We start from the raw sequence: 25246 nt of genomic DNA, 5'->3' as shown, positions 1-25246 counted from the left end.
CGCTCTCAACCGCGCTTCGCGCTAGGCTCCTCCAAAACCGAACAGAGAGGACCGCCCGAAATGAAGAAGCTCGCGCTCGCCCTGCTTGCCTGCATGACAACGTTGCCAGCATCGGCGCAGACCTTCCTGCGCGCCGATGGGCCGCGCATCGTCGATGAGAGCGGCGACCCGGTGCTGCTACGCGGCATGGGGCTGGGCGGCTGGATGCTGCAGGAAGGCTATATGCTCCAGCTCGGCCAGCTTGGCTCGGGCCAGCAATATCGCATCCGCGCCGCCATCGCCGAGCTGATCGGCGAAGAGAAGGCGGCGGAGTTCTACCAGGCCTGGCTCGACAACCACACGCGCAAGGCGGACATCGACATGATGGCGCGCTGGGGCATGAACTCGGTCCGCCTGCCGCTCCACTACAACCTGCTCACGCTGCCGATCGAGAAGGAACCCGTCGCCGGCAAGGACACCTGGCTGGAGGACGGCTTCAAGCGCATCGACGCGCTGCTCGCCTGGACCAAGGCGAACGGCATGTACCTGATCCTCGACCTGCACGCGGCGCCCGGCGGCCAGGGCAACGACCTGCCGATCGCCGACCGTGATCCCGACAAGCCCTCGCTGTGGCAGAGCGAAGAGAACCGCCGCAAGACGATCGCGCTGTGGCGCGAGCTCGCCCGGCGCTATGCCGACGAGCCCGGCATCGGCGCCTATGACGTGCTCAACGAGCCCAATTGGGACTTCACCGCGCCCGGCGGCGACCATGGCTGCAAGGAGACGAGCAACGCCCCGCTCAAGCAGCTCTATACCGATATCGCCGCCGCGATCCGCCAGGTCGACAAGCGCCACATGATCATCATCGAGGGCAATTGCTGGGGGAACAATTACCAGGGCCTGCTGCCCTTCGCCGACAAGAACACCGCGCTCAGCTTCCACAAATACTGGAACACCAACGACGAAGCCTCGATCGCCGGCGTGCTCAAGCTGCGCGAGACCTACGCCATGCCGCTCTGGCTGGGTGAATCGGGCGAGAATTCCAATGTCTGGTTCCGCGACGCGATCGGCCTGGTCGAGAAGCACGATATCGGCTGGGCCTTCTGGCCGCTCAAGAAGATCGGCTTCAACAACCCGCTGGAGATCGCCCCCAATCCCGGCTGGGCGAAGCTGGTCGCCTATTGGACCGCCAAGGGCCCGCGCCCGACCGCCGACGAGGCCTATGCCACGCTGATGCAACTCGCCCGGCACGACATCCGGCACGAGAACAATGTCTTCCATCCCGACGTGGTCGACGCGATGCTGCGCCAGCCGCACGATCCCAGTCCCCGCTCCTTCGCGCCGCTTGGGGTGGGTCCCGAAGGCGCGGAGATCGGCGCCACCGATTATGATCTCGGCCCGGACGGCGTCGCCTATCACGACAGCGACAACGCCAACTACCATGTCTCCACCGGCAAGGCGCGCGCGCTGTGGAACAACGGACGGACCTGGCGCAACGACGGGGTCGACATCGCGCGCGGCGACGGCGAGAGCCTGTATGTCAGCGATTTCGTGCCCGGCGAATGGATGCGCTACACGCTGGTGGCCGAGGGCGGCGGCCGCTTCGCGGTGGAGATCGAAGTGAAATCCGATACCGGCGGCCCGCTGACGATCACGCTCAACGGTGGCGCGCCGGCCACCCTCGCGGTACCCGGCAGGCCCGGCTGGCAGAAGCTTCGCCTTGCCGCGCCGCTCTCGCTGCTCGATGGCAACAACATGCTGCGGCTCGGCTCGGCGGGGTTCGCCGGCAATGTGCGCCTGCTGCGCCTCCTGCCCGCCCGCTGACTCCGATCGGGTATCGAAACGGCTCGCTCCGGAGCGGTGCAAAGACCCCATCGCGGCGTTGGACGCCGCAATCGCTTGCGATACAAGGGCCGCACTTTGTTCAACGAGGTACCCGTGCTGAAACTGTCTCAAGCAATCGGCGCGGCGGCGCTGCTCCTCGCCACCCCGGCCTTCGCGCAGGATCGCGCCGATTCCGACGGCCAATCGACGATCATCGTCCGCGGCAAGGTGCTCGATGCCAAGGAGCAGGCTCGGGCGCTGGTCGGGCGGATGTCGGTGCCGGTGGCGGGGCAGCTCGCGCGCTACGGCGACGAGGTCTGTCCCTTCGTCTCGGGCTTTACCGATGTCTATGCCCAGAAGGTCGCCGCGCGCATCCGCAAGGTGGCGACCGAGGCGGGAGCAAAGCTCGGCGACGCCAAGTGCCGGCCCAATCTGGTGGTGGTGATCGTCGATGACGGCCGCGAATTCACCCGCGAGCTCTACCGCCTCTATCCCACCCAGTTCACCGACATGGACCCCAGCAAGCGCAAGCGCCTGCTCGCCTCCACGGCAGCGGCGCGCAGCTGGACCGTCACGCGCATCCATAACGAGGATGGCCAGATGATCGGCGAATCCCGTTCGAGCGACAGCGACACCAGCATGAACGGCACGCGGATCACCATCGGCAACGGCAAGCCGGTGCTGCGCATCCCCCAGGCATCGATCATCAACCAGTCCACCCAGCAGCAGATCGAGCTCGCCTATGTCGTGATCGAGACGCGTGCGACGCTCGGCAAGAACCTGATGCAGGTGGCCGATTATGCGGCGATGCGCGGCCTAATGCAGAGCCGCCCCGAAAAGCTGGCGGCCGATGACGACACCATCCTGCGCCTGTTCGAGCCTGGCGCGCTGCCGGGCCCGACGACCCTGACCGCCAGCGACCGCGCCTATCTGAGCGGCCTCTATTATGGCCGCGGCAACCGCAGCGCGGCCTCGCAGATGGGGCAGATCAGTTCCGGCGTCGCCAGGAGCGGCGGCGAGCCGGCAAACCCCTAGGCGGGCACGACGGGGAGCCGGCGGCGATTTCGGCGCGAGGATTTGCGTTCGCGCCGGCGCCGTCTAGCAAGAGCGAATGGAAAGCCTGTCGCGGATCGTTGCCGATATCGCCGCCGAGATGGCCGCGGCGCCCGATCGCGGCACACCGGCCCAATATATCCCGCCCCTCGCCGCCGTGGATCCGGCGCATTTCGGCATCGCCATCACCCTGGCGGATGGCAGCGAATATGCCGCCGGCGATGCGGATCTGCCCTTCTCGATCCAGTCGGTCTCCAAGGTGTTCGCGCTCACCCAGGCGCTGGGCGCGGTGGGGGACCAGCTCTGGCAGCGCGTCGGCCGCGAGCCTTCGGGAAGCGCGTTCAACTCGATCGTCCAGCTCGAGACCGAGCACGGCATCCCGCGCAACCCCTTCGTCAACGCCGGCGCGATCGTGGTCGATGATGTCCTGCTCGGCCGCGGCGCGCCGCGCGAGGTGATCGGCGAGATGCTGCGCTTCGTGCGCGGGCTGGCCGGCGACGAGGCGATCCATGTCGACGAAACCGTCGCGCGGGCGGAGCAGGACACCGGCTTCCGCAACTTCGCGCTGGCCCAATATATGCGCGCCTTCGGCAACCTGCACCGCCCGGCCGAGGAAGTGCTCGGCGTCTATTTCCACCAATGCGCGATCGCGATGAGCTGCCGCCAGCTCGCCCGCGCCGGCCGCTTCCTGATGGCGGGCGGGGTCCAGCCCGATACCGGGCTCAGCATCGTCTCGCCGCGCCGCGCCCGCCGCATCAACGCACTGATGCTGACCTGCGGCCATTATGACGGATCGGGCGAATTCGCCTTCCGCGTCGGCCTGCCGGGCAAGTCGGGAGTGGGCGGCGGCATCCTGGCCGTGGCCCCGGGTATCGCTTCGATCGCGGTCTGGTCGCCGGGGCTCAACGAGCGCGGCAATTCACAGCTTGGCACGCTGGCGCTCGAGCGGCTGGTCCATCACACCGGCTGGTCGATCTTCGACCCGCGCTGAGCCGCCGGATCAACCCACGCCGTTGCAGGCGGTGCTGAGGATCCTGTTCCGCGAGATGCTGTACTCGATCGTCACGACGGTGCAGCCGCCATCATCGACAAGGGGGAGGCTGGACGCCTTGGCGTACCAGCGCCGCTGCCCCGCCCGCGCCTGCCCGGCAATGGCGGCATTCTCCTCCCGCGCCATTTCCGCGATTTCCGCGCGGGAGCAGGGCCGCGAGCGGTCTCCCGGCAGGACGACCGTGCATGCGGTGCTCGTGCTCGGCGACGGCGGCACGATATAAACCGCGCGGACCGTGTCGGGTGCGGCAAGCGCATAGTTGCGGCCATAACGGGCGAAGGGTTGCGCACCTTTCGGCAGGACGAGCATGCGCTCGATCCGGTCCATCAACCGGGCCTGCCTGGCACCGTCCTGCGGCGGCGCGGCGCCGACAAGAAGCAGGACCAGACCGGCGATGCGCAATGCGATTGCCATGTGCATCTCCCCAAAATGAAAGAGGTCGCCGGGGCGTCTCCCGACGACCCGGCGACCTCCGACATGGTCAGCGGCCGGAAGCTCCAGCCCGGGAGACCATGCGGACCGCTTTGCTTCGGACTGACGCCGTTGATTGGAGGAGAATACCTCCCGGCGCCGTACGATCGGAGGGCTTCCGATCGCGCCTGAAGCTTAGCGGTGCGTCTCCCGAACGAACTGAACCGACCCCATTGCTGAACCATGAGACATCGGATCACCTCCTTTCGCTAGTTGAAGAAGCCTGTGCACTCGAAGGGCACGCCAACTATTTGAATCACCGCGAGTCGCAGAACAAGTCTTGTATAAAATCTTTTTCTGAGCGATTCTGGAATTCTGGGCCGGAAGCTGGCCAGAACCCCTCCCCGCATCGCTGAAGCAAGCCCAATGCCTAGCCGCGGCAATCCTCGGCGACGCGCAGGATCTCGGCATAGGCGGGCACCACCAGGGTCGGCAGCCCGTTGCCCTCCACCAGGAAACGCCCGCGGCTATAGCCCATCGCGTCGAGGACGGAATCGCGCGCGCCCAGATCGGCGGCCAGCCAGGGCGTGGCGCCGGCAGGCAGCGGCTGGACGGGAAGCTGGCGCAGCGTGCTGGTGGTCCGCACCGTCAGGTTCGCCGTACCGTCACCGCGGCGCGACAGCACCACCCGGCCGCGCGCATTGTCGCAGCGCAGGATCAGCTCCGCCTCGGCCCCGGCCACGCCATAGAGCGCGACCGAGCCGCGCCCGTCCTGCCTGTACGCCCAGGTCCCGGGCGTCAGCGGCCAGTCACGCCAGTCCGCAGCCAGCGTCGGGGTCGGCGTGGGCGCGGGTGCCGGAGCGGGCGTCGGCACCGGAACCGGCCGGGGCGCCGGCGGCGGCACGATCGGCGGGGTTTCCGAACAGCCCGCAATGGCAAGCGCGGAGGCGAAGACGAGCAATTGGCGGCGCATGCCCGGCCTTATGGGGGAAGTACCGGGACGGCTCAACCGCTGCGGCGACGAAACGGCCCAGCGGCGCGTGGCGACGTGCCTAGCGTTTCCCGCCCCACTTCTTCTGCACCTTCCCATAGCGCGTCTTGCGCGTGCCCGGCTTGCCTTCGTTCGACCGCCCCATGACCGGCGCCTTGCGCTGGTCCTCGGGCAGGCCGAGTTCCTCGGCCTCGAGCGCGCGGATCTCGTCGCGCAGGCGCCCGGCTTCCTCGAATTCGAGGTTCGCCGCCGCGTCGCGCATCTTCTTCTCGAGCTCCTCGATATACGCGCGCAGGTTGTGGCCGACCATGTGCGGGCGATCGGCGTCGATCTCGACCGTCACCTGGTCCTTCGAGGCGACATGGGCGATGATGTCGCCGATATTGCGCTTGATCGTCGCCGGCGTGATGCCGTGCTCGCGGTTATATTCCTCCTGCTTCTCGCGGCGGCGGCCGGTCTCGGCGAGCGCGCGTTCCATGCTGCCGGTCATGCGATCGGCATAGAGGATCACCCGCCCCTCGACGTTGCGCGCCGCGCGGCCGATCGTCTGGATCAGCGAGGTCTCGCTGCGCAGAAAGCCTTCCTTGTCGGCATCGAGGATCGCGACGAGGCCGCATTCCGGGATGTCGAGGCCCTCGCGCAGCAGGTTGATGCCGACCAGCACGTCGTACACGCCCATCCGCAGGTCGCGGATCAGCTCGATGCGCTCCAGCGTCTCGGTGTCCGAGTGCATGTAGCGGACCTTCACGCCCGCCTCGTGCATATATTCGGTCAGGTCCTCGGCCATGCGCTTGGTGAGCGTGGTCACCAGCGTGCGATAGCCCTTGGCCGTGGTCGCCTTGCATTCCTGGATCAGGTCCTGGACCTGCTCCTCGACCGGCTTGATCTCGACCGGCGGATCGATGAGGCCGGTGGGGCGGATCACCTGCTCGACGAACACGCCGCCGGTCTGCTCCATCTCCCAGCCGCCCGGGGTGGCCGAGACATAGACGGTCTGGGGACGCATCGCCTCCCATTCGTTGAAGCGCAGCGGCCGGTTGTCGATCGCGCTGGGCAGGCGGAAGCCATACTCGGCCAGCGTCACCTTGCGGCGATGGTCGCCGCGCGACATGCCGTTGATCTGGCCGATCGTCTGGTGGCTTTCGTCCACGAACAGCAGGGCATTCTCCGGCAGATACTCGAACAGCGTGGGCGGCGGCTCGCCGGGCAGGCGTCCGGTGAGGAAGCGCGAGTAATTCTCGATGCCCGCGCAGCTGCCCGTCGCGGCGATCATCTCGAGGTCGAAATTGGTGCGCTGCTCCAGCCGCTGGTGCTCGAGCAGCTTGCCCTCCGCCTCCAGCTCCTTGAGCCGCTCGCTCAGCTCGTGGCGGATGCCCTCCATCGCCTGCTTCATCGTCGGCCCGGGCGTCACATAGTGCGAATTGGCGAAGACGCGGACATAGTCGAGGCTCGCCACCTTCGCGCCGGTCAGCGGGTCGAACTCGGTGATCTCCTCGATATCGTCGCCGAAGAAGGAGATGCGCCAGGCGCTGTCCTCATAGTGCGACGGGAATATTTCCAGGCTGTCGCCGCGCACCCGGAAGGCGCCGCGCCCGAAGGCGGCGTCGTTGCGCTTGTACTGGAGCGCGACCAGCTTGCGGATCACCTCGCGCTGGTCGACCGACTGGCCCTTCTTCAGGTCGAAGATCATCGCCGAATAGGTCTCGACCGAGCCGATACCATAGAGGCACGACACCGACGCGACGATGATGACGTCGTCGCGCTCGAGCAGCGAACGCGTCGCCGAGTGGCGCATCCGGTCGATCGCCTCGTTCACCGAGCTTTCCTTCTCGATGTAGGTGTCCGACCGCGGAACGTACGCCTCGGGCTGGTAGTAGTCGTAATAGCTGACGAAATACTCGACCGCGTTCTCCGGAAAGAACGACTTCATCTCGCCATAGAGCTGCGCGGCCAGGATCTTGTTCGGCGCGAGCACCAGCGCCGGGCGCTGCAGCGTCTCGATCACCTTGGCCATGGTATAGGTCTTGCCCGAACCCGTCACGCCGAGCAGCACCTGGTCGCGCTCCCCCTGCCGCGCCTGCTCGACCAGCTCGGGGATCGCAAAGCGCTGGTCGCCCGAGGGCTCATACTCGCTGACGAGCTTGAACGGCCGCCCGCCCTCGAGCTTGTCAGGGCGCTGCGGGCGGTGGGGGACAAAGCTCTGCCCGGTCTCGGGCTCGGCCAGGCTGGTGCGAATCTGGATTGCCATCGCGGGGAATATGGGGTGTGGCTGCCCCGCACGCCAACCCCAGGGGAACATGATGCGTCTGACGATTCTCGCCGCCGGAGCGCTGCTCCCGCTCGCCGCCTGCAACCAGGGGCCCTCGACCGAGGAGAGCGCGCGTCAGACCGGGGTGATCCAGCTGGAGAATGCCAGCATGGAGGAAGTCGCCAAGCAGAGCGCGGCGGCCGAGACCAAGGCGCCCGGCCAGTCGGCGGGCCAGTGGGAGGAAGGCGAGCAGCTGGTTGCGCTCGAGGCCGGCGGCGCGCCCGAGGAGAAGGTCGCCCCGCTCAAGGCCGAGATCGGCAAGCCGCCGCGGATGCGCAGCGGTTGCCGCACCGCGCAGGACGTCAAGCCGTTCGACGTCACGCAATTCCCGGCGATGCAGAGCATCTGCCGCTTCCCCAAATTCGCTTCGAAGGCGGGCAAGGTCGATGCGGTGATGGAATGCACCACGCCGGCGGGCCCGTCGCGCGTGTCGATCAGCGGCACCCAGGGCCCCAACGCCTATGACCTGACGATGAAGCGCAGCATGACCATGCCCGGCCAGGCCAAGGAATCGTCGATGACGATCCGCCTGACCGGCAAGCGCCTGGGCGCGTGCAAGGCGTGACCCGCCACGGCGCATGCCGCACGGGCATGCGCCGATCAGCCGGCGTCAATATTCGCGGCGATAGGCGATGCGCCACATCAGCGTGGCGGTCGCGGCAGCGAACAGGGCCAGGATACCGCTGGTCGCCAGCGCGCTGAGCCAGCGCAGCACGAGCGCGCGATTGTCCATCGGCGGCATCTCGAACAGCCCGAAGCCATAGGTCTGCGCGCCGATGAAGATGGCGAGCGCGGTGAGCGCACCGACCAGCGCGGCATGGCGCGCACGGCGCAGCCCGGCGACATGCATCGCCACCCAGACCGGCCCGCCCACCGCGGTGATCGCGATGCCGGCGATCAGGCTGCCGATCATCCAGCCGCCGACCAGGCTGAGCGGGTCGCGCTTGCCGCCGAGCAGCAGCAGCCCGAGCACGATCAGCCCGGCAAACATACTGCCCACGCCCAGCGCCAGGCCGGCGCGGTCGATGGTCGTGTCATAGCTTCGCACGGCGCTGGCGGCGCGGTCGTTCACTTGGGACCCCCTCCCGGATTCGCGGGAAGATAAACCCGGGCGCCGAGTCCCTTCAAGCACCTGAAAGATACGGAGGCCGGCCGAAACGGAACGGCCCCCGCGGCGCTCGGCGCTCAGTTGACGATGGTGAAGCCGGGCACCGGCCGCGTCTCGCCGCCGTCATGGTACATGTCGATATGGACATCGACCGCGGCCTTGCCGGGGCAGGTCACCTTGTAGAGATCGACGATGAAGCCATAGGGGCCCTCGCCGACATTGCCGGCGCGCTCGAATTTCGGCGCGGCGCCATCCTCGCAGCGCAGCTTGCGCAGATAGGCGACTTCACCCTCGGGCATGTTCTCGCGCACCGGATTGGCCTTGCTGCCGATCGGCGACTTCTCCGCCTCCAGGATTGCCTTAGCGAGCTTCTTGCCCTTCATCCCCGCGCCCATCGACAGCATCATGTCGCGGCCCTTGTTGGGCACCTTGCCTTCCTGCTTCTCCTGGATCGGCGCGGCGGCGATTCCCATTGCCGCGATCACGGCCAGGGCAATGAACTTGCGCATCTGTCTCTCCCCCTTCGAGAGGCCGCAGCCTAGCGCATCCGCGCCAAAGCGGAAGTCAGCGCAGCGCGTCGAAATTCCCGTTTCGGATGCAGCGATCGAGCCCGGCATAATCGGGCGCGCGCGGCGCGGCACCCATGGGCGGCACTTCGAAGCCCTGCCCGATCGCATGGGGGGCGAAGCGCGCCGGATCCTCGCCCGCGCATTGCATCATGCCGCGCAGCATCCTGGGCGGAGTCGCATAGCCTTCGCGCGACAGGCGGAAGGTGCCCCAATGCACCGCCAGCGAAGGCGGGCGACCGAGACCGTCCCACACCTTTATCGCGTCCTTCGGCCCGATATGGCTGCCGCTTTCCATCTGCCCCTCGTCGAAGCGGAAGGCGCCGATCGGGATCGCGGCGAAGCGGATGCCGAAGCTCGATACCTGCGCGGCGGCTTCCGCCGGCCATTTGCCGTCGCCAAGGCCGGTATCGCCGGCGAAGAAGAAGGAGCCGTAGGGCAGTGCGACCACGAAGCTCGACCAGAGCGCCCGGTTGCGATCGGCGAACCAGCGGCTGTCCCAATGGTGGCTGCGCGTCACATGGACGACCGCCGGCCGCGCATCGCGGAATGGCTTGCCCTTCTCGGGCTCCTCGAAGCGGATCGCGATCGTTTCCTCGCCCCAGTCGCGGGCGACGACGCCCGGGCAATCGCCGCAATGATACATGCCGCGCGACGGAATCCCGGCCTGGTGCAGCAACGTGTCGTTGCCCAGGCTGGTGACGATGATCGGGTGGTCGCGGTCCCAGAGCCGCTTGAGCGTCGCCAGGTCCATATGGTCGTAGTGATTGTGGCTGACGAGGACGATGTCGATCTTCGGCAGATCCTCGAAGCGCACCCCCGGCTCGGCCACCCGCTTCGGGCCGAAGCCATAGGGGCCGACCGTCTCGCTCCACACCGGATCGGTGAGGATGTTGAGCCCGCTCGCCTGCACCAGCACGCTGGCATGGCCGATCCAGGTCACGCGCATCCGTTCGCCCTCCACGCTGGCGGGCGGCTTGGAGGGCGTCACCGCAACCTTGTCGGGCCAGGCCGGCCGCGTCGGATCGCCGAATATCTGCTGCCAGAGCAGCTTGTTGCGGCGCGTGGCGGAAATATCGAGCGCATCGCCATCCGGATTGAAGAAGCGCTTGCCGTCGAAATGCCCGGTGACCGGCCCGGTATAATAGATGCGATCCAGGAAGAAGGGCGCGGCCGTGGCGATCAGGCAGAACGCCACCACGATCCAGAGCAGCGAAGCGAGAGCAATCCGGATCAGGCGCATTCCCCACTTTATCGTTACGCCTCCGCACGTCTTCAAGCTTGATCGTGGCGGGCCCGCCAGCCTAACCCCGGCGCCATGGATCCGCTGCCCCAGACCCCGCAGGAAGCCGCCGCCGAGCTCGAGAAGCTCGCCGCCGAAATCGCGCACCACAACCGGCTCTATCATGCCGAAGACGCGCCCGAGATCAGCGATGCCGAATATGACGCGCTGATGCGGCGCAACACCGCGATCGAGGCGGCCTTCCCCGATCTGGTCCGCCCCGATTCGCCGTCGAAGCTGGTCGGCGCGGCGCCGTCGGGCGCCTTGTCCAAGATCGCCCATGCCCGGCCGATGTTCAGCCTCGACAACGGCTTCAACGACGAGGAGGTCGCCGACTTCCTCGGCCGCGTCCGCCGCTTCCTCAACCTGAGCGATGCCGAGCCGGTCGCGCTGACCGCGGAGCCCAAGATCGACGGGCTGTCCTGCTCGCTGCGCTATGTGAACGGCAAGCTGGTCCAGGCGCTCACCCGCGGCGACGGCCAGATCGGCGAGGACGTGACCGCCAATGCGCGCACGATCCGGGACATCCCGCACGAGATCGCCGGCGCGCCCGAGGTCTTCGAGGTGCGCGGCGAAGTCTATATGGCGAAGGAGGATTTCGCCGCCCTGAATGCACGGCTGCTCGCCGAGGCCGAGGCGAGCGGCAAGGAAGCCCGCCAGTTCGCCAATCCGCGCAACGCCGCCGCCGGCTCGCTGCGCCAGAAGGATGCGGCCGTCACCGCCTCGCGCCCCCTGCGCTTCTGGGCCTGGGGCTGGGGCGAAGTCACGGCGCTGCCGGGCGAGACCCAGGTCGCGGTGATCCGCGCGATCGAAGCGATGGGCTTCCCGGTCTCGGACCTGTTCATCGGACCTGTCGATCTCGATGCGGCGCTGGCGCAGTACAGGAAGATCGAGGCGGTGCGCGCCGACCTGCCCTTCGACATCGACGGCGTGGTCTACAAGGTCGATCGGCTCGACTGGCAGACCCGGCTCGGTTTCGTCGGCCGCTTCCCGCGCTGGGGCCTGGCGCACAAATTCCCCGCCGAGCGCGCCCAGACGATCCTGCGCGCGATCGACATCCAGGTCGGCCGCACCGGCAAGCTCACGCCCGTGGCGCGGCTCGAGCCCGTCACCGTCGGCGGTGTCGTCGTCACCAACGCCACGCTGCACAATGCCGACGAGATCGCGCGGCTCGGCGTGCGCCCCGGCGACCGCGTCGTCCTGCAGCGCGCCGGCGACGTGATCCCGCAGATCGTCGAGAACCTCACCCGCGACGAAGCGCGCGAGCCCTGGGCCTTCCCGGTCCATTGCCCGATCTGCAATTCCGAAGCGGTGGCGGAGGAAGGCGAAGTCGATATCCGCTGCACCGGCGGGCTGATCTGTCCGGCCCAGCGGCTCGAGCGGCTCAAGCATTTCGTCAGCCGCGGCGCGCTCGACATCGAGGGGCTGGGCGAGAAGACGCTGGTCGAGTTCCTCGATCTCGGCTGGATCGCCGAGCCGGCGGACATCTTCCGCCTTGCCGCGCACCGCGAGGAGCTGCTCGGGCGCGAAGGCTGGCAGGAGAAGTCGGCCGATGCGCTGATGGCCGCGATCGAGGCCAAGCGCGCGCCCGACGCGGCGCGGCTGCTGTTCGGCCTGGGCATCCGCCATATCGGCGCGATCACCGCGCGCGACCTGCTCAAGCGCTACACCACCCTGCCCGCGCTGCAGGCGCTGGCCGACGAGGTCATCGCGCTGCGCGATGCGACGCCGCCGCAGATCGGCGAGACCGAGGCCAAGCATCGCGCCCGGCTCGACAAGGCCATCGCCGAGCATATCGGCGTCGAGAATGTCGGCGGTGCGGTCGGCCAGGCGCTGGCCGACTTCTTCCATGAGCCGCACAATCGCGCGGTATGGGACGACCTGCTGCGCGAAGTGATACCGCCGCCCTATATCGTCGAAACCCGTGACTCCGCGGTCTCGGGCAAGACGCTGGTTTTCACCGGCACGCTGGAGGCGCTGAGTCGCGACGAAGCCAAGGCCCAGGCCGAATCGCTGGGCGCCCGAGTCGCCGGATCGGTGTCCAAAAAGACCGACTTGGTCATTGTTGGCGCGAACGCCGGCTCGAAGCGCAAAAAGGCGGAAGACCTCGGAATTCGCGTCATTTCCGAGAGCGAATGGCTGCAAATCGTCGCCACGGTGGCGTGACTTTTTTGCAACGCAACAATCCTGAATTACAGATTAACAGCCCGCCCCAGCATGACTCGGATTGACTGTCACAGGACCGACATAAAACAATAGCATGGGCGGCGACGACGGTGAACCGCACCGCGTTCAGTGCACACGATAAGCACACACCGAAAGGGAAACACCTCTAATGCGCACCAAGCTTTTTGCGGGCGTGGCTTTTGCCGCGCTGCTGATCCCGGGGGCCGCCTTCGCGCAGTCGACCGGTTCCGCGGACTTCGAGGGCGAGGAAATCGTCGTCACCGGTTCGCGTGTGAACACGGGTCAGATCACCATCCCCGATGAGCCGAAGACGCGCGTCACGGTGGGCGCCGAGACGATCTCGCGCCAGCGCCCCGGCCAGACGGTCAACGAAATCATCAACCTGGTTCCGGGCGTCAGCTTCCAGAACAACGATGCGACGGGCGCCGCGGGCGGCACCTTCACGATCCGCGGCTTCGACAGCTCGCGCATCTCGCAGACGCTGGACGGCATTCCGCTGAACGACACCGGCAACTATGCGATCTACACCAACCAGCAGCAGGATCCGGAAACGCTCGAATCGGTGAGCGTGAACCTGGGCACCACCGACGTGGACAGCCCCACGGCATCGGCCGTCGGCGGCACCGTCAACATCCGCACCCGCGTTCCCTCGGAGCAGTTCGGCGCGATGCTGTCGGGCACCTATGGTGACTATATCGGCATCGGCAACAACATGAGCCGCCCGATGTTCCGCATGTTCGGCATGGTCGACACCGGCGACATCGCCCACACCGGCGTTCGCGCCTTCTTCTCGGCTTCGAACCTCGAAGCCCGCCAGCCGTTCAACAACTACGGCCGCCTGAAGAAGCAGCAGTATAACGGCCGCATCTACAAGAGCCTGGGCGACAATGGCGACTTCGTCTCGCTCGCCGGCCAGTACAACGAGAACCGCAACAACTTCTTCGGCTCGGTTCCGCTGCGCACCGATCGCTATGCGAGCTACACCCTCGTTCCGGCGACCCCGACCACCCCGGCCTTCATCCAGGGCCTGGGCACCCGCATCACCGGTCCGAACAGCGCCAACCGCTTCCCGTGGAACCGCGACGAGCGCTACTACAACATCAACTATCCGTGCACGATCAACACCGCGGCACGTCCGGGTCTCGCCGACACGCCGTCGGCCGCTCCGGCTGCCCCGACCGCCGGCGCCAGCTGCGGCCAGGAATTCGATCGTCGCTACAACCCGTCGAACACGGGCAGCCTGCGCTTCGGTTCGCGCTTCTCGCTGACCGACAGCCTCGTCTTCACGCTCGACGCCAGCTACCAGTACACCAAGGCCAATGGCGGCGGCACGGTCAGCCTGCTCGAGGGCTGCGGCACCCAGGGCAGCACCACGCTGCGCACCTGCGGCACGGGCACCTACACCGGCGTGATCAACACCACCGGCAACACCGGCAACGGTTCGCCGGGCGGCTTCGGCTATTATGTCGGCCGCGACCTGAACGGTGACGGCGACATCCTCGACACGATCCTCGCGATCGCGCCGAGCCAGACCCAGACCCGCCGCTTCGGCGCAGTCGCCAACCTGATCTACGACCTGAACGACAACAACCGCGTTCGCCTGACCTACACGTTCGACTATGGTCGTCACCGTCAGACCGGCGAAGCCGGCCTGGTCGGCACCGACGGCGAGCCGTTCGACGTGTTCCCGGTCAACAACGGGATCCTGGACTCGAAGGGCGCCCTGATCGAGAAGCGTGACCGCAAGTCGATCGCGATGCTCAACCAGGTGTCGGGCGAATATCGCGGCCAGTTCATGGACGAGAAGCTGATCGTCAAGGTCGGCGTCCGTGCACCGTTCTTCGAGCGTCGTCTCGATCAGCGCTGCTTCACCGTGCAGGGCAACGGCAACGTCTCGTGCATCTCGCCGAGCCAGGTTGCCGCCTATGCGGCCGCCAACCCCTACACCTACTTCGCGCCGGGCGTGACCACGGTCGGCACGGTCGTCCGTCCGACCACCGGTTCGTGCGCCATCACCACCCGCGCCTGCGTCGTCGGCTTCGCCCCGCCGCAGAAGCGCACCTTCAACTACAACCGCGCGCTTCCGAACGTCGGCGTCACCTACAAGTTCGGTGATGGCTACAGCGTCTATGCCAGCTATGCGAAGGGCCTCTCGGTCCCGGGCACCGACAACCTGTACAACTCGTTCTACTATGCGGCCGGTTCGCCCCAGGCGAAGCCGGTGCCGGAAACCACGGACAGCTTCGAAGGTGGCTTCCGCTACAACACCGGCAGCATCCAGGCGCAGCTGTCGGGCTGGTACACCAAGTTCCAGAACCGCACCGTCTCGGTCTACGACATCGAGAGCGACACCAGCGTGTATCGCAACCTCGGCGCCGTCGATAAGTATGGCTTCGAAGCGTCGATCGCCTATCGTCCGGTCCGCGACCTGACGGTCTATGCCTTCACTTCGTACCTGCACTCGAAGATCAAGGACAACATCGAGGCCGGCGTGACCTCGACCGGCACCGTCAACTACTTCCAGACGGCCGGCAAGCGTGAAGGCGGCTCGCCCGACTGGACTGTCGGTGGCCGCGTCCAGGGCACCATCGGCCTGTTCGACATCGGTGTGCAGTCGAAGTACACCGGCCCGCGCTTCGTCAACGACGAGAACCTGCCGGTCTATGGTTGCGCTGGCACCATCAGCGGCGGCCTCTGCCCGAGCGCGCAGCAGTACGTGATCTACTATGCGAAGATCCCGGCCTATGCGGTTGTCGACCTTGACGTCCGCTTCAACCTGGGCAAGCTGCTCGACAACCAGAAGACCTACTTCCAGCTCAACGTCAGCAACCTGTTCGACCGGTTCTACGTTGGCGGTCTGTCGGGCTCGTCGGGCTTCGTCGGCCTGCCGAACCGCTACTCGGTCGGCAACGCCATCATCGGCACGCCGCGCTCGATCACCGGCTCGCTGGTCGTCGCTTTCTAAGCGACCAGCCTGACGGCAACGAATTCCGCCGCTCCGGGCAACCGGGGCGGCGGTTTTCGTTTCGGGCACTCACGGTTTTGCCCTCGCGCCGCGCCGATGGTAGAGGCGGGTTCGTGGCGACCCTCGACCCAAGCTCTCCGTTCTTCGCGCAGCCGGTAAAGCCTCCGGTCGCGCTGTCGCGTCCGTTCTTCGAGGACAAGAACCGCGCCTTCTGGATGCTCCAGGCAGGCGGCTGGACCGGCTATCTGCTGCTGCGCACCGTGGTGTCGCTGTCCAACGGCTTCAGCGTCGAAGGCGTGATCGCGGTGATCATCGAGGCGATCATCGGCTATTGCCTCACGCTGCTGCTCTCGACGCTGTATGGCACGTACCGCCGCCTGCCGCGCATCCCCGCCATCCTGCTGACGCTGGCGACGCTCGGCACCGCCACCGTGATCTACGCGGTGCTCGATGCCTTCATCTATTCCTTCATCAAGATGCCGGAGCCGAGCATCTCGATCAATCTCGTCGTCGGCACGGTGTTCATCAACTTCACCGTGCTGGCCGGCTGGTCGGCGCTCTATTTCGCGGTGAACTTCTACCTGGTGGTCGAGCGCCAGATCGATCAGATGCAGGCGCTCGAGATGCAGGCCAGCCAGGCCCAGCTGGCGATGCTGCGCTACCAGCTCAACCCGCATTTCCTGTTCAACACGCTGAACTCGATCTCGACGCTGGTGCTGCTCAAGCAGACCGAGCGGGCGAACATCATGCTCAGCCGCCTCTCCTCCTTCCTGCGCTACACGCTCGCCAACGAGCCGACCGCGCATGTCACGCTCGCCCAGGAGGCCGAGACGCTGAAGCTCTATCTCGAGATCGAGAAGATGCGCTTCGACGATCGCCTGCGCCCGGTGTTCGAGATCGACGAGCGCGTCGCCAAGGCGCGGCTGCCGTCGCTGCTGCTCCAGCCCTTGGTCGAGAACGCGATCAAATATGCGGTGACCCCGCAGGAAGAGGGCGCCGAAATCACCGTCTCCGCTCGGCTCGCCGGAGAACGGGTGCAGATCACCGTATCCGACACGGGTCCGGGATTGATCGAAGCCAAGCAGCGGCCGACTCTTTCAACCGGCGTGGGGCTCGCCAATATCAAGGAGCGGTTGGCCCAGGCTTTCGGGCCTGACCATCGATTTGAAGCGCGTTCGGACCCAGGGAAGGGGTTCAGCGTTGAGATCGAGATACCGTTCCAGATCGAGGAACCTAATCGAGAGGCCGCATGACCATTCGGACCATCCTGGTAGACGACGAATCCCTGGCAATTCAGGGGCTCGAGCTCCGGCTCCAGGAACATGAAGATGTCGAGATCATCGACAAATGCTCGAACGGGCGCGAAGCGATCCGTTCGATCAAGACGCACAAGCCAGACCTTGTCTTCCTCGACATCCAGATGCCCGGCTTCGACGGGTTCTCCGTCGTCCAGGGCCTGATGGAAGTCGAACCGCCGCTGTTCGTGTTCGTGACCGCCTATAGCGATCATGCCATCCGCGCCTTCGAGGCGCAGGCGATGGATTACCTCATGAAGCCGGTCGAACCCGCCCGGCTCGCCGACACGATCGAGCGGGTGCGCCAGCGCCTGAGCGAGAAGCGCGGCGTCGAGGAGATCGAGAAGCTCAAGGAAGTGCTCGCCGAAGTCGCGCCCGATGCGGCCGACGAGATCGCCGCCTCCGCCGTCGAGGGCGAGATGGCGTCGAGCCGCTTCGAGAAGCTGATCAACATCAAGGATCGCGGCCAGATCTTCCGCGTCGACGTCGACACGATCGAACGGATCGACGCGGCCGGCGATTACATGTGCATCTATACCGGCGACAACACGCTGATCCTGCGCGAGACGATGAAGGATCTGGAGAAGCGGCTCGATCCGCGCCGCTTCCAGCGCGTCCACCGCTCGACCATCGTCAATCTCGACCTGGTCCGCCAGGTCAAGCCGCACACCAATGGCGAGTGTTTCCTGGTGCTCGATTCGGGCGCGCAGGTGAAGGTGAGCCGCAGCTACCGCGACGTCGTCGCCCGCTTTGTCCACTAGGCGCCGCACGCCAGGAAAAATCCGCAGTCGCGGGCGTGACCGGACCGGCACGCCCGCGATTTTTCTATAATGGAGGGTGCACCAGCGCCCCATCCTTCCGGCCACCGCCGCGCCGCGTAGCCGCCTGTCCCTCGCACTCGCGTGGCAGGCGATGCTGCTGCTCGCCCCCGGCCTGCTGATCTTCGCGCCGCCCGTGAACGGCACGATGCTGCTCGTGCCGCTCTATCCGGCCAGCGCCGTCACGGTCGAGGATGCCGCCCTTGCGGCGGGCGGGACCGTGGGCGCCGTCGGCCCCCTGCCGCGCTCGCGCTTCGTCGAGGGCGATCGTGCCCGCCTGCTCCCCGCCGCGCTGCGCCGGGGCATGATATTAGTCAGCGTATCGCCGCGCATCTGCGGCGAATTCCAGATGGAACCCCAGCAATGACCGAACTCTCCCTCGACGCGATGCGCCGCATGGGCATGAAGCTGCTCGCCGCCCTGATGGGCGTGATGGCCCTCGCCACCGTCGTCGGCACCTTCTTCACCAGCGTCGGCAATGAAGCCATCGCCCTGTTCCTCGCGCTGGCGCTGCCCGCCTGGCCGATCTGGCTGGCGCTGAGCGGCCGTACCGACGCGCAGGCCCGCATGGCCGTCACCATGACGATGGTCGCCCAGCCCGCGGTGATGCTGTTCGTCTTCCAGGGCCAGCCCTGGCAGGTCGACCTCCACATGCTGTTCTTCGCCTCGCTCGCCACCACCGCGATGCTGGTCGACTGGCGCGCGATCGTCGCCGGCGCCGCCGTGGTCGCGCTCCACCATCTCGGCCTCGGCATGCTGGTGCCCGACTGGGTGTTCCTGAACGGCGGTGGCCTCGGCCGCATCCTGCTCCACGCGGTGATCCTGATCGCCGAGACCGGCGCGCTCGTCTTCCTCTCCGCCCAGCTCGCCGGGCTGATCGACGCGCTCAACACCGAGACCCGCCAGCGCGCCGAGATCGAGGCGCGCACCGCCGCCGAACGCGCCCGCCACGAGGCCGAGCTCACCACCGTCATCGAGACGGTCAGCGCCAGCCTCTCCGCGCTCGCCAAGGGCGATCTGCGCAGCGGCATCGCCGGAAACCTGCCCGCCGCCTATGCCGCGCTCGAGGCGGACTTCACCCAAGCGGTGGAAAGCCTGAGCAAGCTGATCGGCTCGGTCGGCATGGGTACCGAGGCGATCCGCCTCGCCTCGAGCGAGATCGCCGCCGCGTCGGAAGACCTTGCCCGCCGCACCGAAAGCACCGCCGCCAGCCTCGAGCAGACCAGCGAGGCGATCGGCCAGATGGACCACCGGCTCAAGGCGATCGCGATCAGCGCCGACGGCGTCGTCGCCCGCGCCGACGAAGCGATCCTCACCGTGCGCGAGAGCCGCACCGTCGCCGACGAAGTCGTCGGCGCAATGGGCCGCGTGTCGGACAGCGCCAAGGGCATCGACGATGTGATCGAGGGCCTCGACAAGATCGCCTTCCAGACCCGCGTCCTCGCGATGAACGCCGCGGTCGAGGCCGGCCGCGCCGGCGAGGCGGGCCGCGGCTTCGCCGTGGTCGCCGATCTCGTCTCGGCGCTGGCGATGCGCGCGGAAGAGGAAGCCAAGCGCGCCCGCGAGCAGCTGACCGTCACCCAGGAAGACATCCAGAACGCCGTCGGCGCGGTCGGGAAGGTCGATGGCGCGCTCGGCAGCATCTCGGAGCATGTCGCCCAGGTCCACCAGCTGCTCGGCGCCATGGCCGAGGACAACCAGACCCAGGCCGCCGCGATCGGCCGGATCAGCAGCGCGATCGGCACGATGGACGCCACCACCCGCCAGAACGCCGCGATGGTCGAGGAAACCTCCGCCACCGCGCGCAAGCTCAGCGACGAGGTGGAAGTGCTGGCCGACAGCGCCGCGCAGTTCCAGGTGGCGGAGGCACCGGCGAATCCGGTCCGCCGCAACGCCCCGGCAAGCACCCGCCTGCACTGAGCCGCCTGCGCTTCCATCTTGCACCGCCACCCCGGCACGCGCCGGGGTGGTAGCGCGAACACACGGCACCTGTCGCGAAACCCGCACCAGCTAACGCCACCCAACACAAAAGGACGCTACGGACTCTTGCGGTTGTTCTGATGTCGATCTAGAACAATAAGAGAACAAGAGGGGTTCCCAAATGTCCGCAAAGTTCCAGAGCTTCGCCGCGCTGCACGTGCCCGGCGACCCGGTGATCCTGTTCAACGTGTGGGACGCGGGCAGCGCCCGGGTCGCCGAGCGCGCCGGAGCGAAGGCGATCGCCACCGGCAGCGCCTCGGTCTCGACCGCGCATGGCTTTGACGATGCCGAGGCGCTGCCGCTCGAACTCGCGCTCGCCAATGCCCGGCGCACTGTCGGCGCGGTGGCGCTGCCGGTCAGCGTCGATTTCGAGGGCGGCTATGCGGTCGATCCCGATGCGGTCGCCGCCAATGTCGAGAAGCTTGCCGCCACCGGTGCGATCGGCTGCAATTTCGAAGACCAGGTCGTCGCCAGCAACGGCACTGCGACACGGGTGATGCACAGCGCCGCGGAGCAGTCCTCGCGCATCGCGGCGATCCGCTGGACGGTGGGCCCGAACTTCTTCCTCAACGCCCGCACCGATATCTTCCTGATCGCGCCGGGCGACACGCATGACGCGGCGATGGCCGATGCGGCGATCGAGCGGGGCAAGGCCTATGCCGATGCCGGCGCCAGCGGCTTCTTCGTCCCCGGCCTGGCCGACCTGGCGCTGCTCGAGAGCGTGGCCAAGGCCGTGCCGCTCCCGGTCAACTTCATGGCCTTCCCCGGCGCGCCCGAGGCGAAGGCCGTGGCGGAAACCGGCGTGGCAAGGATCAGCCACGGCCCCTTCCCCCACATGGCCGCGCTCAAGGCCTTCGAGGATGCGGCAAGGGCGGCGTTTTCCTAGGGCAAATCGCCACTTAATTCTCTCAGTTCCCCGGCGAAGGCCGGGGCCCAGTCTCGGCACGCTATCGATGGCGCCGGAAACTCTCGGACGACATTGCAACTGGGCCCCGGCTTTCACCGGGGAACTGTCAGCCCAAACCAGCCCAGCCCCTCCCTTCCAGGGAGGGGAGCAAAGAGCTTCCAATGTAGGATTTCACCTGCCACCCCCGACAGGCTCTTTCTCATCGTCGAACACACACCCGAGGCACACGAAACCGTGCCCCCGCGCGCATGCGTGGGAGTATCAAGAGATTCAATGAATCGCTCAACCAGAGGGTTGAAGATCAGCCCTCGGCGTTCTCTTCCGCTTCGCCGGCGGCCGGGCGCTCGAACCAGGCTTCCACCGGGCCGTTCAGCTTGATGGTCAGCGGGTTGCCCTTGCGGTCGACCTTGTTGCCGAGCGCGGCGCGGATCCAGCCCTCGGAAATGCAATATTCCTCGACGTCGCGGCGCTCGACGCCCTTGAAGCGGATGCCGATGCCGCGCTCCAGCAGTTCGCGCTGGAAAAAGGGGCTGTTCTGGTTGACCGACAGGCGGTCCGGAGGCGTATCACTCATGGCCGTGCCCTTTGCCGCTATTGGCGCAGGCTTTCAAGATAACGGTGGATCGACGAGACCACCACCGATCCCTCGCCCACCCCGGAAGCGACCCGCTTCACCGATCCCGAGCGGACGTCGCCGACCGCGAAGATGCCCGGCTTCGACGAGCAGAAGAAGGTCTCGCCGCTGCCCGTCCGCACGAAGCCGGCCGGATCGAGCGCCAGGCAGTCCTCCAGCCAGTCGGTCGAGGGCACCGCGCCGATCATGACGAACAGCGCGCCCACCCGGCGACGGCTGGTCTCGCCGGTCTTGCGGTCGGTCCAGCTCAGCCCTTCCAGATGCCGCTCGCCCTCCAGCTCGGTCACTTCGGTGAAGGGGTGGAGCGTGATCCGGTCCGATGCCTCGATCCGGTCGATCAGGTAGCGCGACATGGTCTCGGCCAGGCCCTTGCCGCGGACCAGGATATGGACGTGCCCGGCGCTGCGCGCGAGGTAGATCGCCGCCTGCCCCGCCGAATTGCCGCCGCCGACGACCACCACTTCCTGTCCGGCGCACAGCCCGGCCTCCATGTTGGTCGCTGCGTAATAGATGCCATTGCCTTCCAGCGCGGCATAGTTGGGCAGGTCGAGCTTGCGGTAGCGCGCGCCGGTGGCGACCACGACGGCACGGGCCTTGATCTCGGTATCGTCGTCGAGCCGCACGGTGAACGGGGTCTGCGAGCAATCGAGCCCCACCGCGCCGCGCGAGATCAGCAGCCGCGCCCCGAATTTCTGCGCCTGCACCTGCGCCCGCCCCGCCAGCGCCTGGCCCGAGATGCCGGTCGGGAAGCCCAGATAGTTCTCGATCTTGGAGCTGGTCCCCGCCTGTCCGCCCGGCGCGATCGACTCGATGACGATGGTGTCGAGCCCTTCCGAGGCGGCATAGACCGCCGAGGCGAGCCCCGCCGGTCCGCCGCCGACCACGGCAACGTCATGGACATGGCTCGGGTCGAGCTCGACGGTGAGGCCCAGCGCATCGGCGACCTGGCCGTTGCTCGGCCGGCGCAGCGTCTGGCCGCGGACCACCACCACCGGCAGATCCTCGGGGCTGAGCTGGAAACATTCGAGGAAGCCGCCGGCATCGGCATCGGTCTCGGTGTCGATCTGGCGATGCGGCAGGCCGTTGCGGCGCAGGAAGCTCTCGATCCGCGAGGTGGCGGCGCCGTGCGCGGGCCCGATCAGCGCGATGCCCGCCTCGCCATGGAGCATCATCCCCACCCGGCGCAGGATGAAGGCGCGCATCACCACTTCGCCGATGTCCGGCTCGGATGCGATCAGCCGGCGAAAGTCCAGCCGCTCGACCCGGGCGACCCTGGTGCCCGGTCGTGCCCGGGCGGAGACGAGGATCTTGCGGTCGTTGAACAGGTCGAGCTCGCCGGTGAACTGGCGCGGCCCATGGACATGGACGACATGCTCGCAGCCCTTGGCATTCGCATCGAGCACTTCGACCGCGCCTTCGAGGACCAGGAAGAAGTCGACGCTGCGCTCGCCCCGCTCGAACAGCATGCCGCCATCCGGCCAGTCCTCGACGCTGCCGAACGCGGCGACGCGCCCGGCCATGTCGTCATTGAGTTCCGGAAAGGTCTGGGCCTCCCGCCGATAGGGATCGGAAGGATCGGCGGCGAGCTGCGGCTGCAGGTGCGAATCGGTGCCCATGGCCGCAGCGTAACAAGGGGGTGGCCGGTGACCACCCCCCTGAAAGTGTTAGCGGCAGTAACGCACCCGGACCGGGCGATCGAGATACGGATCCCAGACGCGGCGGGTCTCGCACCAGCCGCGATAGGAGCGGTAGTGGTTGCGGTAGTAATAGCCGTCGGTCGGGTAATAGCCGTGATCGCGATAATAGCCGCGATCATAGTCGTAGCGGCGATCATTGTTGTTGGCGATCGCGGCGCCGATGGCCAGGCCGGCAATGCCCGCGACGATCGCGGTGCCGGTATCGTCATGGCCGCGATAATGGTGGCGGTCGCCATAATAGCCGCCGCGATAGCGCTGCGCCTCGGCCGACGGTGCGAAGGCGGTGAGTGCCGCGGCACCCATGGCGAAGCCGAGCACCACCCTCTGCGTGAACTTGAACATCATATCCTCCTCAACTGATGGCGCCTCCGGCTGCCCGAGGAGGGACGAGTCGCGGCGCTGAGGTTATGGAGATAACGCCCGGTGGCTGAACTGGTTCGGAATCGGTTGTTAAGCGGCGGTTTAGGCGGCTAAGCCCCGGGCATGCGATACTGGCTGCTGCGCTCCGAACCCGATGTCTATGGCTGGGATGACCTGATCAAGGAGGGCGCCACCGAGTGGAACGGCGTGCGCAACTACACCGCGCGCAACTTCCTCAAGGAGATGGAGCCGGGCGACCTGGCGCTGTTCTACCATTCGAACACGGAGAAGGCCGCGGTCGGGATCATGGAGATCACCCGCGCCTGGCAGCCGGATGGCGACGACGGCAAATGGGCGAGCGTGGCGGTGAAGCCGGTGCGCAAGCTTGCCAAGCCTGTCACCCTTGCGATGCTCAAGGCCGAGCCCCGGCTCGCCAAGCTCGAAGTGCTGCGCCAGTCCCGCCTGTCGGTGACGCCGGTGCGCGAGGACGAGTGGGCCGTGATCCTCGAACTGGGCGACGCCTGACCCGAAAAAGCCGCGAAGGGTTTTGCACGGCGGGCCGTTAAGCCCCTGCAGTGCAGGATAGTCTATGCCGGTCGGGTGTTGATGCAGAGTGGCGATGACGACGCGATGATGGCCCGGATCGCACGGCGCGATGCGGTGGCCTTCTCGCATGTCGTCGATCTGCATGCCGAGCGGCTGCATCGCATCGCCTGGCGGATGATCGGCGATGCCGCGGAGGCCGAGGACGTGGCGCAGGAAGCATTGTTGCGGCTGTGGAGCCAGGCGGGCGGGTGGAAGACCGGTCGCTCGGGGATCGCGGCCTGGCTGACGCGGGTGGCGATGAACCTGTGCCTCGATCGCCTCCGCCGCCGACGCTTCGCCAGCGACGAGCCCGTGCCCGAGCGTGCCGACGAAAGCCCCGCCGCCGACGCGCTGCTCGATGCCGAACGGCTACGGGCGCAGGCGGTGGCGGCACTCGGTGCATTGAGCGAGCGCCACCGCGCGGCGATCGTGCTGACCTATTATGAGGAGCTGCCGAACCATGCGGCGGCAACGGCGATGGACATGAACCTCAAGGCCTTCGAGTCGCTGTTGCTTCGAGCCCGTACTGCCATGCGCGAAGCACTGGCGGCACGCGGGCTGGTATCGCTGGAGCACGCGGCATGAGCGGCGAACCCTTTACCGCAACCGAGCGTGCCGCGCTCGACCGGGCAAGCCCGCCGCCATTACGCGCCGGCTTCGGCAGGGACGTGACGGCGGTGGCGCTGGCCGGCCAATTGCCTCCACCGCGACGGACGCTGCGGGGAAGCATCCGCCGCCACCGCGCGCTCTTCACCGGAGCGGGCGTGCTGCTGCTGACCAGCGCCGCGGCGGCGGCCTCGGGTGTGCTCAGCAAGCTGCCCGATCCGCTGCCCGCCATCGCCGCTGTCTTCTCGCCCGCGCCCAAGCCTGCGCCCGTGGTACATGCCCCGCGACCCAAGGTGGCAAAACCCGCGCCGCAAGCGACACCGTCAACTGTTCCGGAGGAGGCCAACCCCATCCTCGTCCGCCGGCTGGAGCGGCGCGCGGCGATCCGCGCCCATATCCAGGCGATGCCGCCCGAGCAGCGGGAGGCGCTGCGTCGCCGCGTCGCCGAACGGCATCCCGAGATCGCCGCCCGCGCCCGGCAATTGCGCGACGAAGGCGATCCGCATCCGATCGCTCGTGCCATTTCCGAGAGCCCGCGGGCCCAGGCGATCCGCGAACGCTTCGAACGCCGCCGCGCATGGCGGGAACGACACCGGATCGAAATGGACCGCGAAGGGAATCTTCCGATCGACCGTTAGG

23 protein-coding genes are annotated in these 25246 nt (G+C 67.2%); 14 read left to right on the top strand and 9 right to left on the bottom strand.

All coding sequences use genetic code 11. From position 1 onward, the window contains the following. Positions 1 to 60: 60 nt before the first annotated feature. The 3 genes from HNP52_RS07390 to HNP52_RS07380 all read left to right on the top strand — a co-directional run bounded on the left by HNP52_RS07390 (position 61) and on the right by HNP52_RS07380 (position 3847). Positions 61 to 1803, top strand: coding sequence for a cellulase family glycosylhydrolase (locus tag HNP52_RS07390; protein ID WP_184164530.1), 1743 nt, complete (start codon positions 61 to 63; stop codon positions 1801 to 1803). Positions 1804 to 1917: 114 nt separating this feature from the next. Next, positions 1918 to 2838 (top strand): hypothetical protein, encoded by a 921-nt coding sequence (locus HNP52_RS07385; RefSeq protein WP_184164527.1) that lies wholly within the window; start codon positions 1918 to 1920, stop codon positions 2836 to 2838. Between the two features lie 76 nt (positions 2839 to 2914). After that, entirely contained in the window at positions 2915 to 3847 is a 933-nt protein-coding gene (locus HNP52_RS07380) for a glutaminase (protein WP_184164524.1), read from the top strand. Positions 3848 to 3856: 9 nt separating this feature from the next. Here the strand turns inward: HNP52_RS07380 and HNP52_RS07375 are convergent, their stop codons facing one another. The 3 genes from HNP52_RS07375 to uvrB all read right to left on the bottom strand — a co-directional run bounded on the left by HNP52_RS07375 (position 3857) and on the right by uvrB (position 7557). Beyond that, complete coding sequence (locus HNP52_RS07375; protein ID WP_184164521.1) at positions 3857 to 4321, bottom strand: hypothetical protein; 465 nt, start codon at positions 4319 to 4321, stop codon at positions 3857 to 3859. A 427-nt stretch (positions 4322 to 4748) separates the two neighbouring features. Then, on the bottom strand, positions 4749 to 5291 hold the full coding sequence (locus tag HNP52_RS07370) for a hypothetical protein (RefSeq protein WP_184164518.1): 543 nt from the start codon (positions 5289 to 5291) through the stop codon (positions 4749 to 4751). 79 nt (positions 5292 to 5370) lie between these two features. Beyond that, positions 5371 to 7557, bottom strand: coding sequence for an excinuclease ABC subunit UvrB (gene uvrB, locus HNP52_RS07365; RefSeq protein ID WP_184164515.1), 2187 nt, complete (start codon positions 7555 to 7557; stop codon positions 5371 to 5373). A 52-nt stretch (positions 7558 to 7609) separates the two neighbouring features. On the opposite strand from uvrB, the gene HNP52_RS07360 reads away from it, so the two are divergent. Further along, positions 7610 to 8182, top strand: a complete 573-nt coding sequence (locus HNP52_RS07360; protein WP_184164513.1) for a DUF3617 family protein — start codon at positions 7610 to 7612, stop codon at positions 8180 to 8182. Positions 8183 to 8227: 45 nt separating this feature from the next. Here the strand turns inward: HNP52_RS07360 and HNP52_RS07355 are convergent, their stop codons facing one another. From HNP52_RS07355 to HNP52_RS07345, 3 genes are all read right to left on the bottom strand, one after another. Further along, complete coding sequence (locus HNP52_RS07355) at positions 8228 to 8689, bottom strand: hypothetical protein (protein WP_184164510.1); 462 nt, start codon at positions 8687 to 8689, stop codon at positions 8228 to 8230. Positions 8690 to 8802: 113 nt separating this feature from the next. Beyond that, positions 8803 to 9234 (bottom strand): hypothetical protein, encoded by a 432-nt coding sequence (locus HNP52_RS07350; RefSeq protein WP_184164507.1) that lies wholly within the window; start codon positions 9232 to 9234, stop codon positions 8803 to 8805. Positions 9235 to 9289: 55 nt separating this feature from the next. Further along, positions 9290 to 10534, bottom strand: coding sequence for an MBL fold metallo-hydrolase (locus HNP52_RS07345; protein WP_184164504.1), 1245 nt, complete (start codon positions 10532 to 10534; stop codon positions 9290 to 9292). Between the two features lie 75 nt (positions 10535 to 10609). Between HNP52_RS07345 and ligA the strand changes: the two genes are divergently transcribed. The 7 genes from ligA to HNP52_RS07310 all read left to right on the top strand — a co-directional run bounded on the left by ligA (position 10610) and on the right by HNP52_RS07310 (position 20704). Continuing rightward, a complete protein-coding gene (gene ligA / locus HNP52_RS07340; protein WP_184164501.1) occupies positions 10610 to 12739 on the top strand; it encodes an NAD-dependent DNA ligase LigA in 2130 nt (709 codons plus the stop codon). 169 nt (positions 12740 to 12908) lie between these two features. Continuing rightward, positions 12909 to 15725, top strand: coding sequence for a TonB-dependent receptor (locus tag HNP52_RS07335; protein WP_184164498.1), 2817 nt, complete (start codon positions 12909 to 12911; stop codon positions 15723 to 15725). A 215-nt stretch (positions 15726 to 15940) separates the two neighbouring features. Then, a complete protein-coding gene (locus HNP52_RS07330) occupies positions 15941 to 16978 on the top strand; it encodes a sensor histidine kinase (protein ID WP_184165162.1) in 1038 nt (345 codons plus the stop codon). Further along, complete coding sequence (locus tag HNP52_RS07325; protein ID WP_184164495.1) at positions 16975 to 17781, top strand: LytTR family DNA-binding domain-containing protein; 807 nt, start codon at positions 16975 to 16977, stop codon at positions 17779 to 17781. Before HNP52_RS07330 ends, HNP52_RS07325 begins: the two co-directional genes overlap by 4 nt. Before the next feature lie 76 nt (positions 17782 to 17857). Further along, positions 17858 to 18205: a hypothetical protein gene (locus HNP52_RS07320; protein ID WP_184164492.1), complete on the top strand. Its 348-nt coding sequence runs from the start codon at positions 17858 to 17860 to the stop codon at positions 18203 to 18205. Further along, positions 18202 to 19758 (top strand): methyl-accepting chemotaxis protein, encoded by a 1557-nt coding sequence (locus HNP52_RS07315; protein ID WP_184164490.1) that lies wholly within the window; start codon positions 18202 to 18204, stop codon positions 19756 to 19758. Before HNP52_RS07320 ends, HNP52_RS07315 begins: the two co-directional genes overlap by 4 nt. 181 nt (positions 19759 to 19939) lie before the next feature. Further along, positions 19940 to 20704: an isocitrate lyase/phosphoenolpyruvate mutase family protein gene (locus tag HNP52_RS07310; protein WP_184164487.1), complete on the top strand. Its 765-nt coding sequence runs from the start codon at positions 19940 to 19942 to the stop codon at positions 20702 to 20704. A 322-nt stretch (positions 20705 to 21026) separates the two neighbouring features. Here the strand turns inward: HNP52_RS07310 and HNP52_RS07305 are convergent, their stop codons facing one another. From HNP52_RS07305 to HNP52_RS07295, 3 genes are read right to left on the bottom strand one after another with little or no spacing between them, the layout of a single operon-like run. Then, positions 21027 to 21299, bottom strand: coding sequence for a DUF3297 family protein (locus HNP52_RS07305; RefSeq protein WP_184164484.1), 273 nt, complete (start codon positions 21297 to 21299; stop codon positions 21027 to 21029). A gap of 17 nt (positions 21300 to 21316) precedes the next feature. Then, the gene (locus tag HNP52_RS07300) at positions 21317 to 22975 is read right to left on the bottom strand and encodes an FAD-dependent oxidoreductase (protein ID WP_184164481.1); all 1659 of its coding nucleotides are present in this window, start codon (positions 22973 to 22975) and stop codon (positions 21317 to 21319) included. A 48-nt stretch (positions 22976 to 23023) separates the two neighbouring features. Next, positions 23024 to 23398, bottom strand: coding sequence for a hypothetical protein (locus HNP52_RS07295; protein ID WP_184164478.1), 375 nt, complete (start codon positions 23396 to 23398; stop codon positions 23024 to 23026). A gap of 141 nt (positions 23399 to 23539) precedes the next feature. Between HNP52_RS07295 and HNP52_RS07290 the strand changes: the two genes are divergently transcribed. The 3 genes from HNP52_RS07290 (at position 23540) to HNP52_RS07280 (ending at position 25245) form a co-directional block, all read left to right on the top strand. Beyond that, positions 23540 to 23941, top strand: coding sequence for an EVE domain-containing protein (locus HNP52_RS07290; protein WP_184164475.1), 402 nt, complete (start codon positions 23540 to 23542; stop codon positions 23939 to 23941). Positions 23942 to 24022: 81 nt separating this feature from the next. Further along, positions 24023 to 24586: a sigma-70 family RNA polymerase sigma factor gene (locus HNP52_RS07285; RefSeq protein ID WP_184164472.1), complete on the top strand. Its 564-nt coding sequence runs from the start codon at positions 24023 to 24025 to the stop codon at positions 24584 to 24586. Beyond that, positions 24583 to 25245: a hypothetical protein gene (locus HNP52_RS07280; protein WP_184164469.1), complete on the top strand. Its 663-nt coding sequence runs from the start codon at positions 24583 to 24585 to the stop codon at positions 25243 to 25245. Before HNP52_RS07285 ends, HNP52_RS07280 begins: the two co-directional genes overlap by 4 nt. The last annotated feature ends 1 nt before the right edge of the window (position 25246 follow it).

Source organism: Sphingomonas kyeonggiensis (genome assembly GCF_014204495.1).
Lineage (GTDB): Bacteria > Pseudomonadota > Alphaproteobacteria > Sphingomonadales > Sphingomonadaceae > Sphingomonas > Sphingomonas kyeonggiensis_A.
The sequence above is the reverse complement of the archived record's forward strand: the minus strand, read 5'-3'. Positions and strand labels throughout refer to the sequence as shown.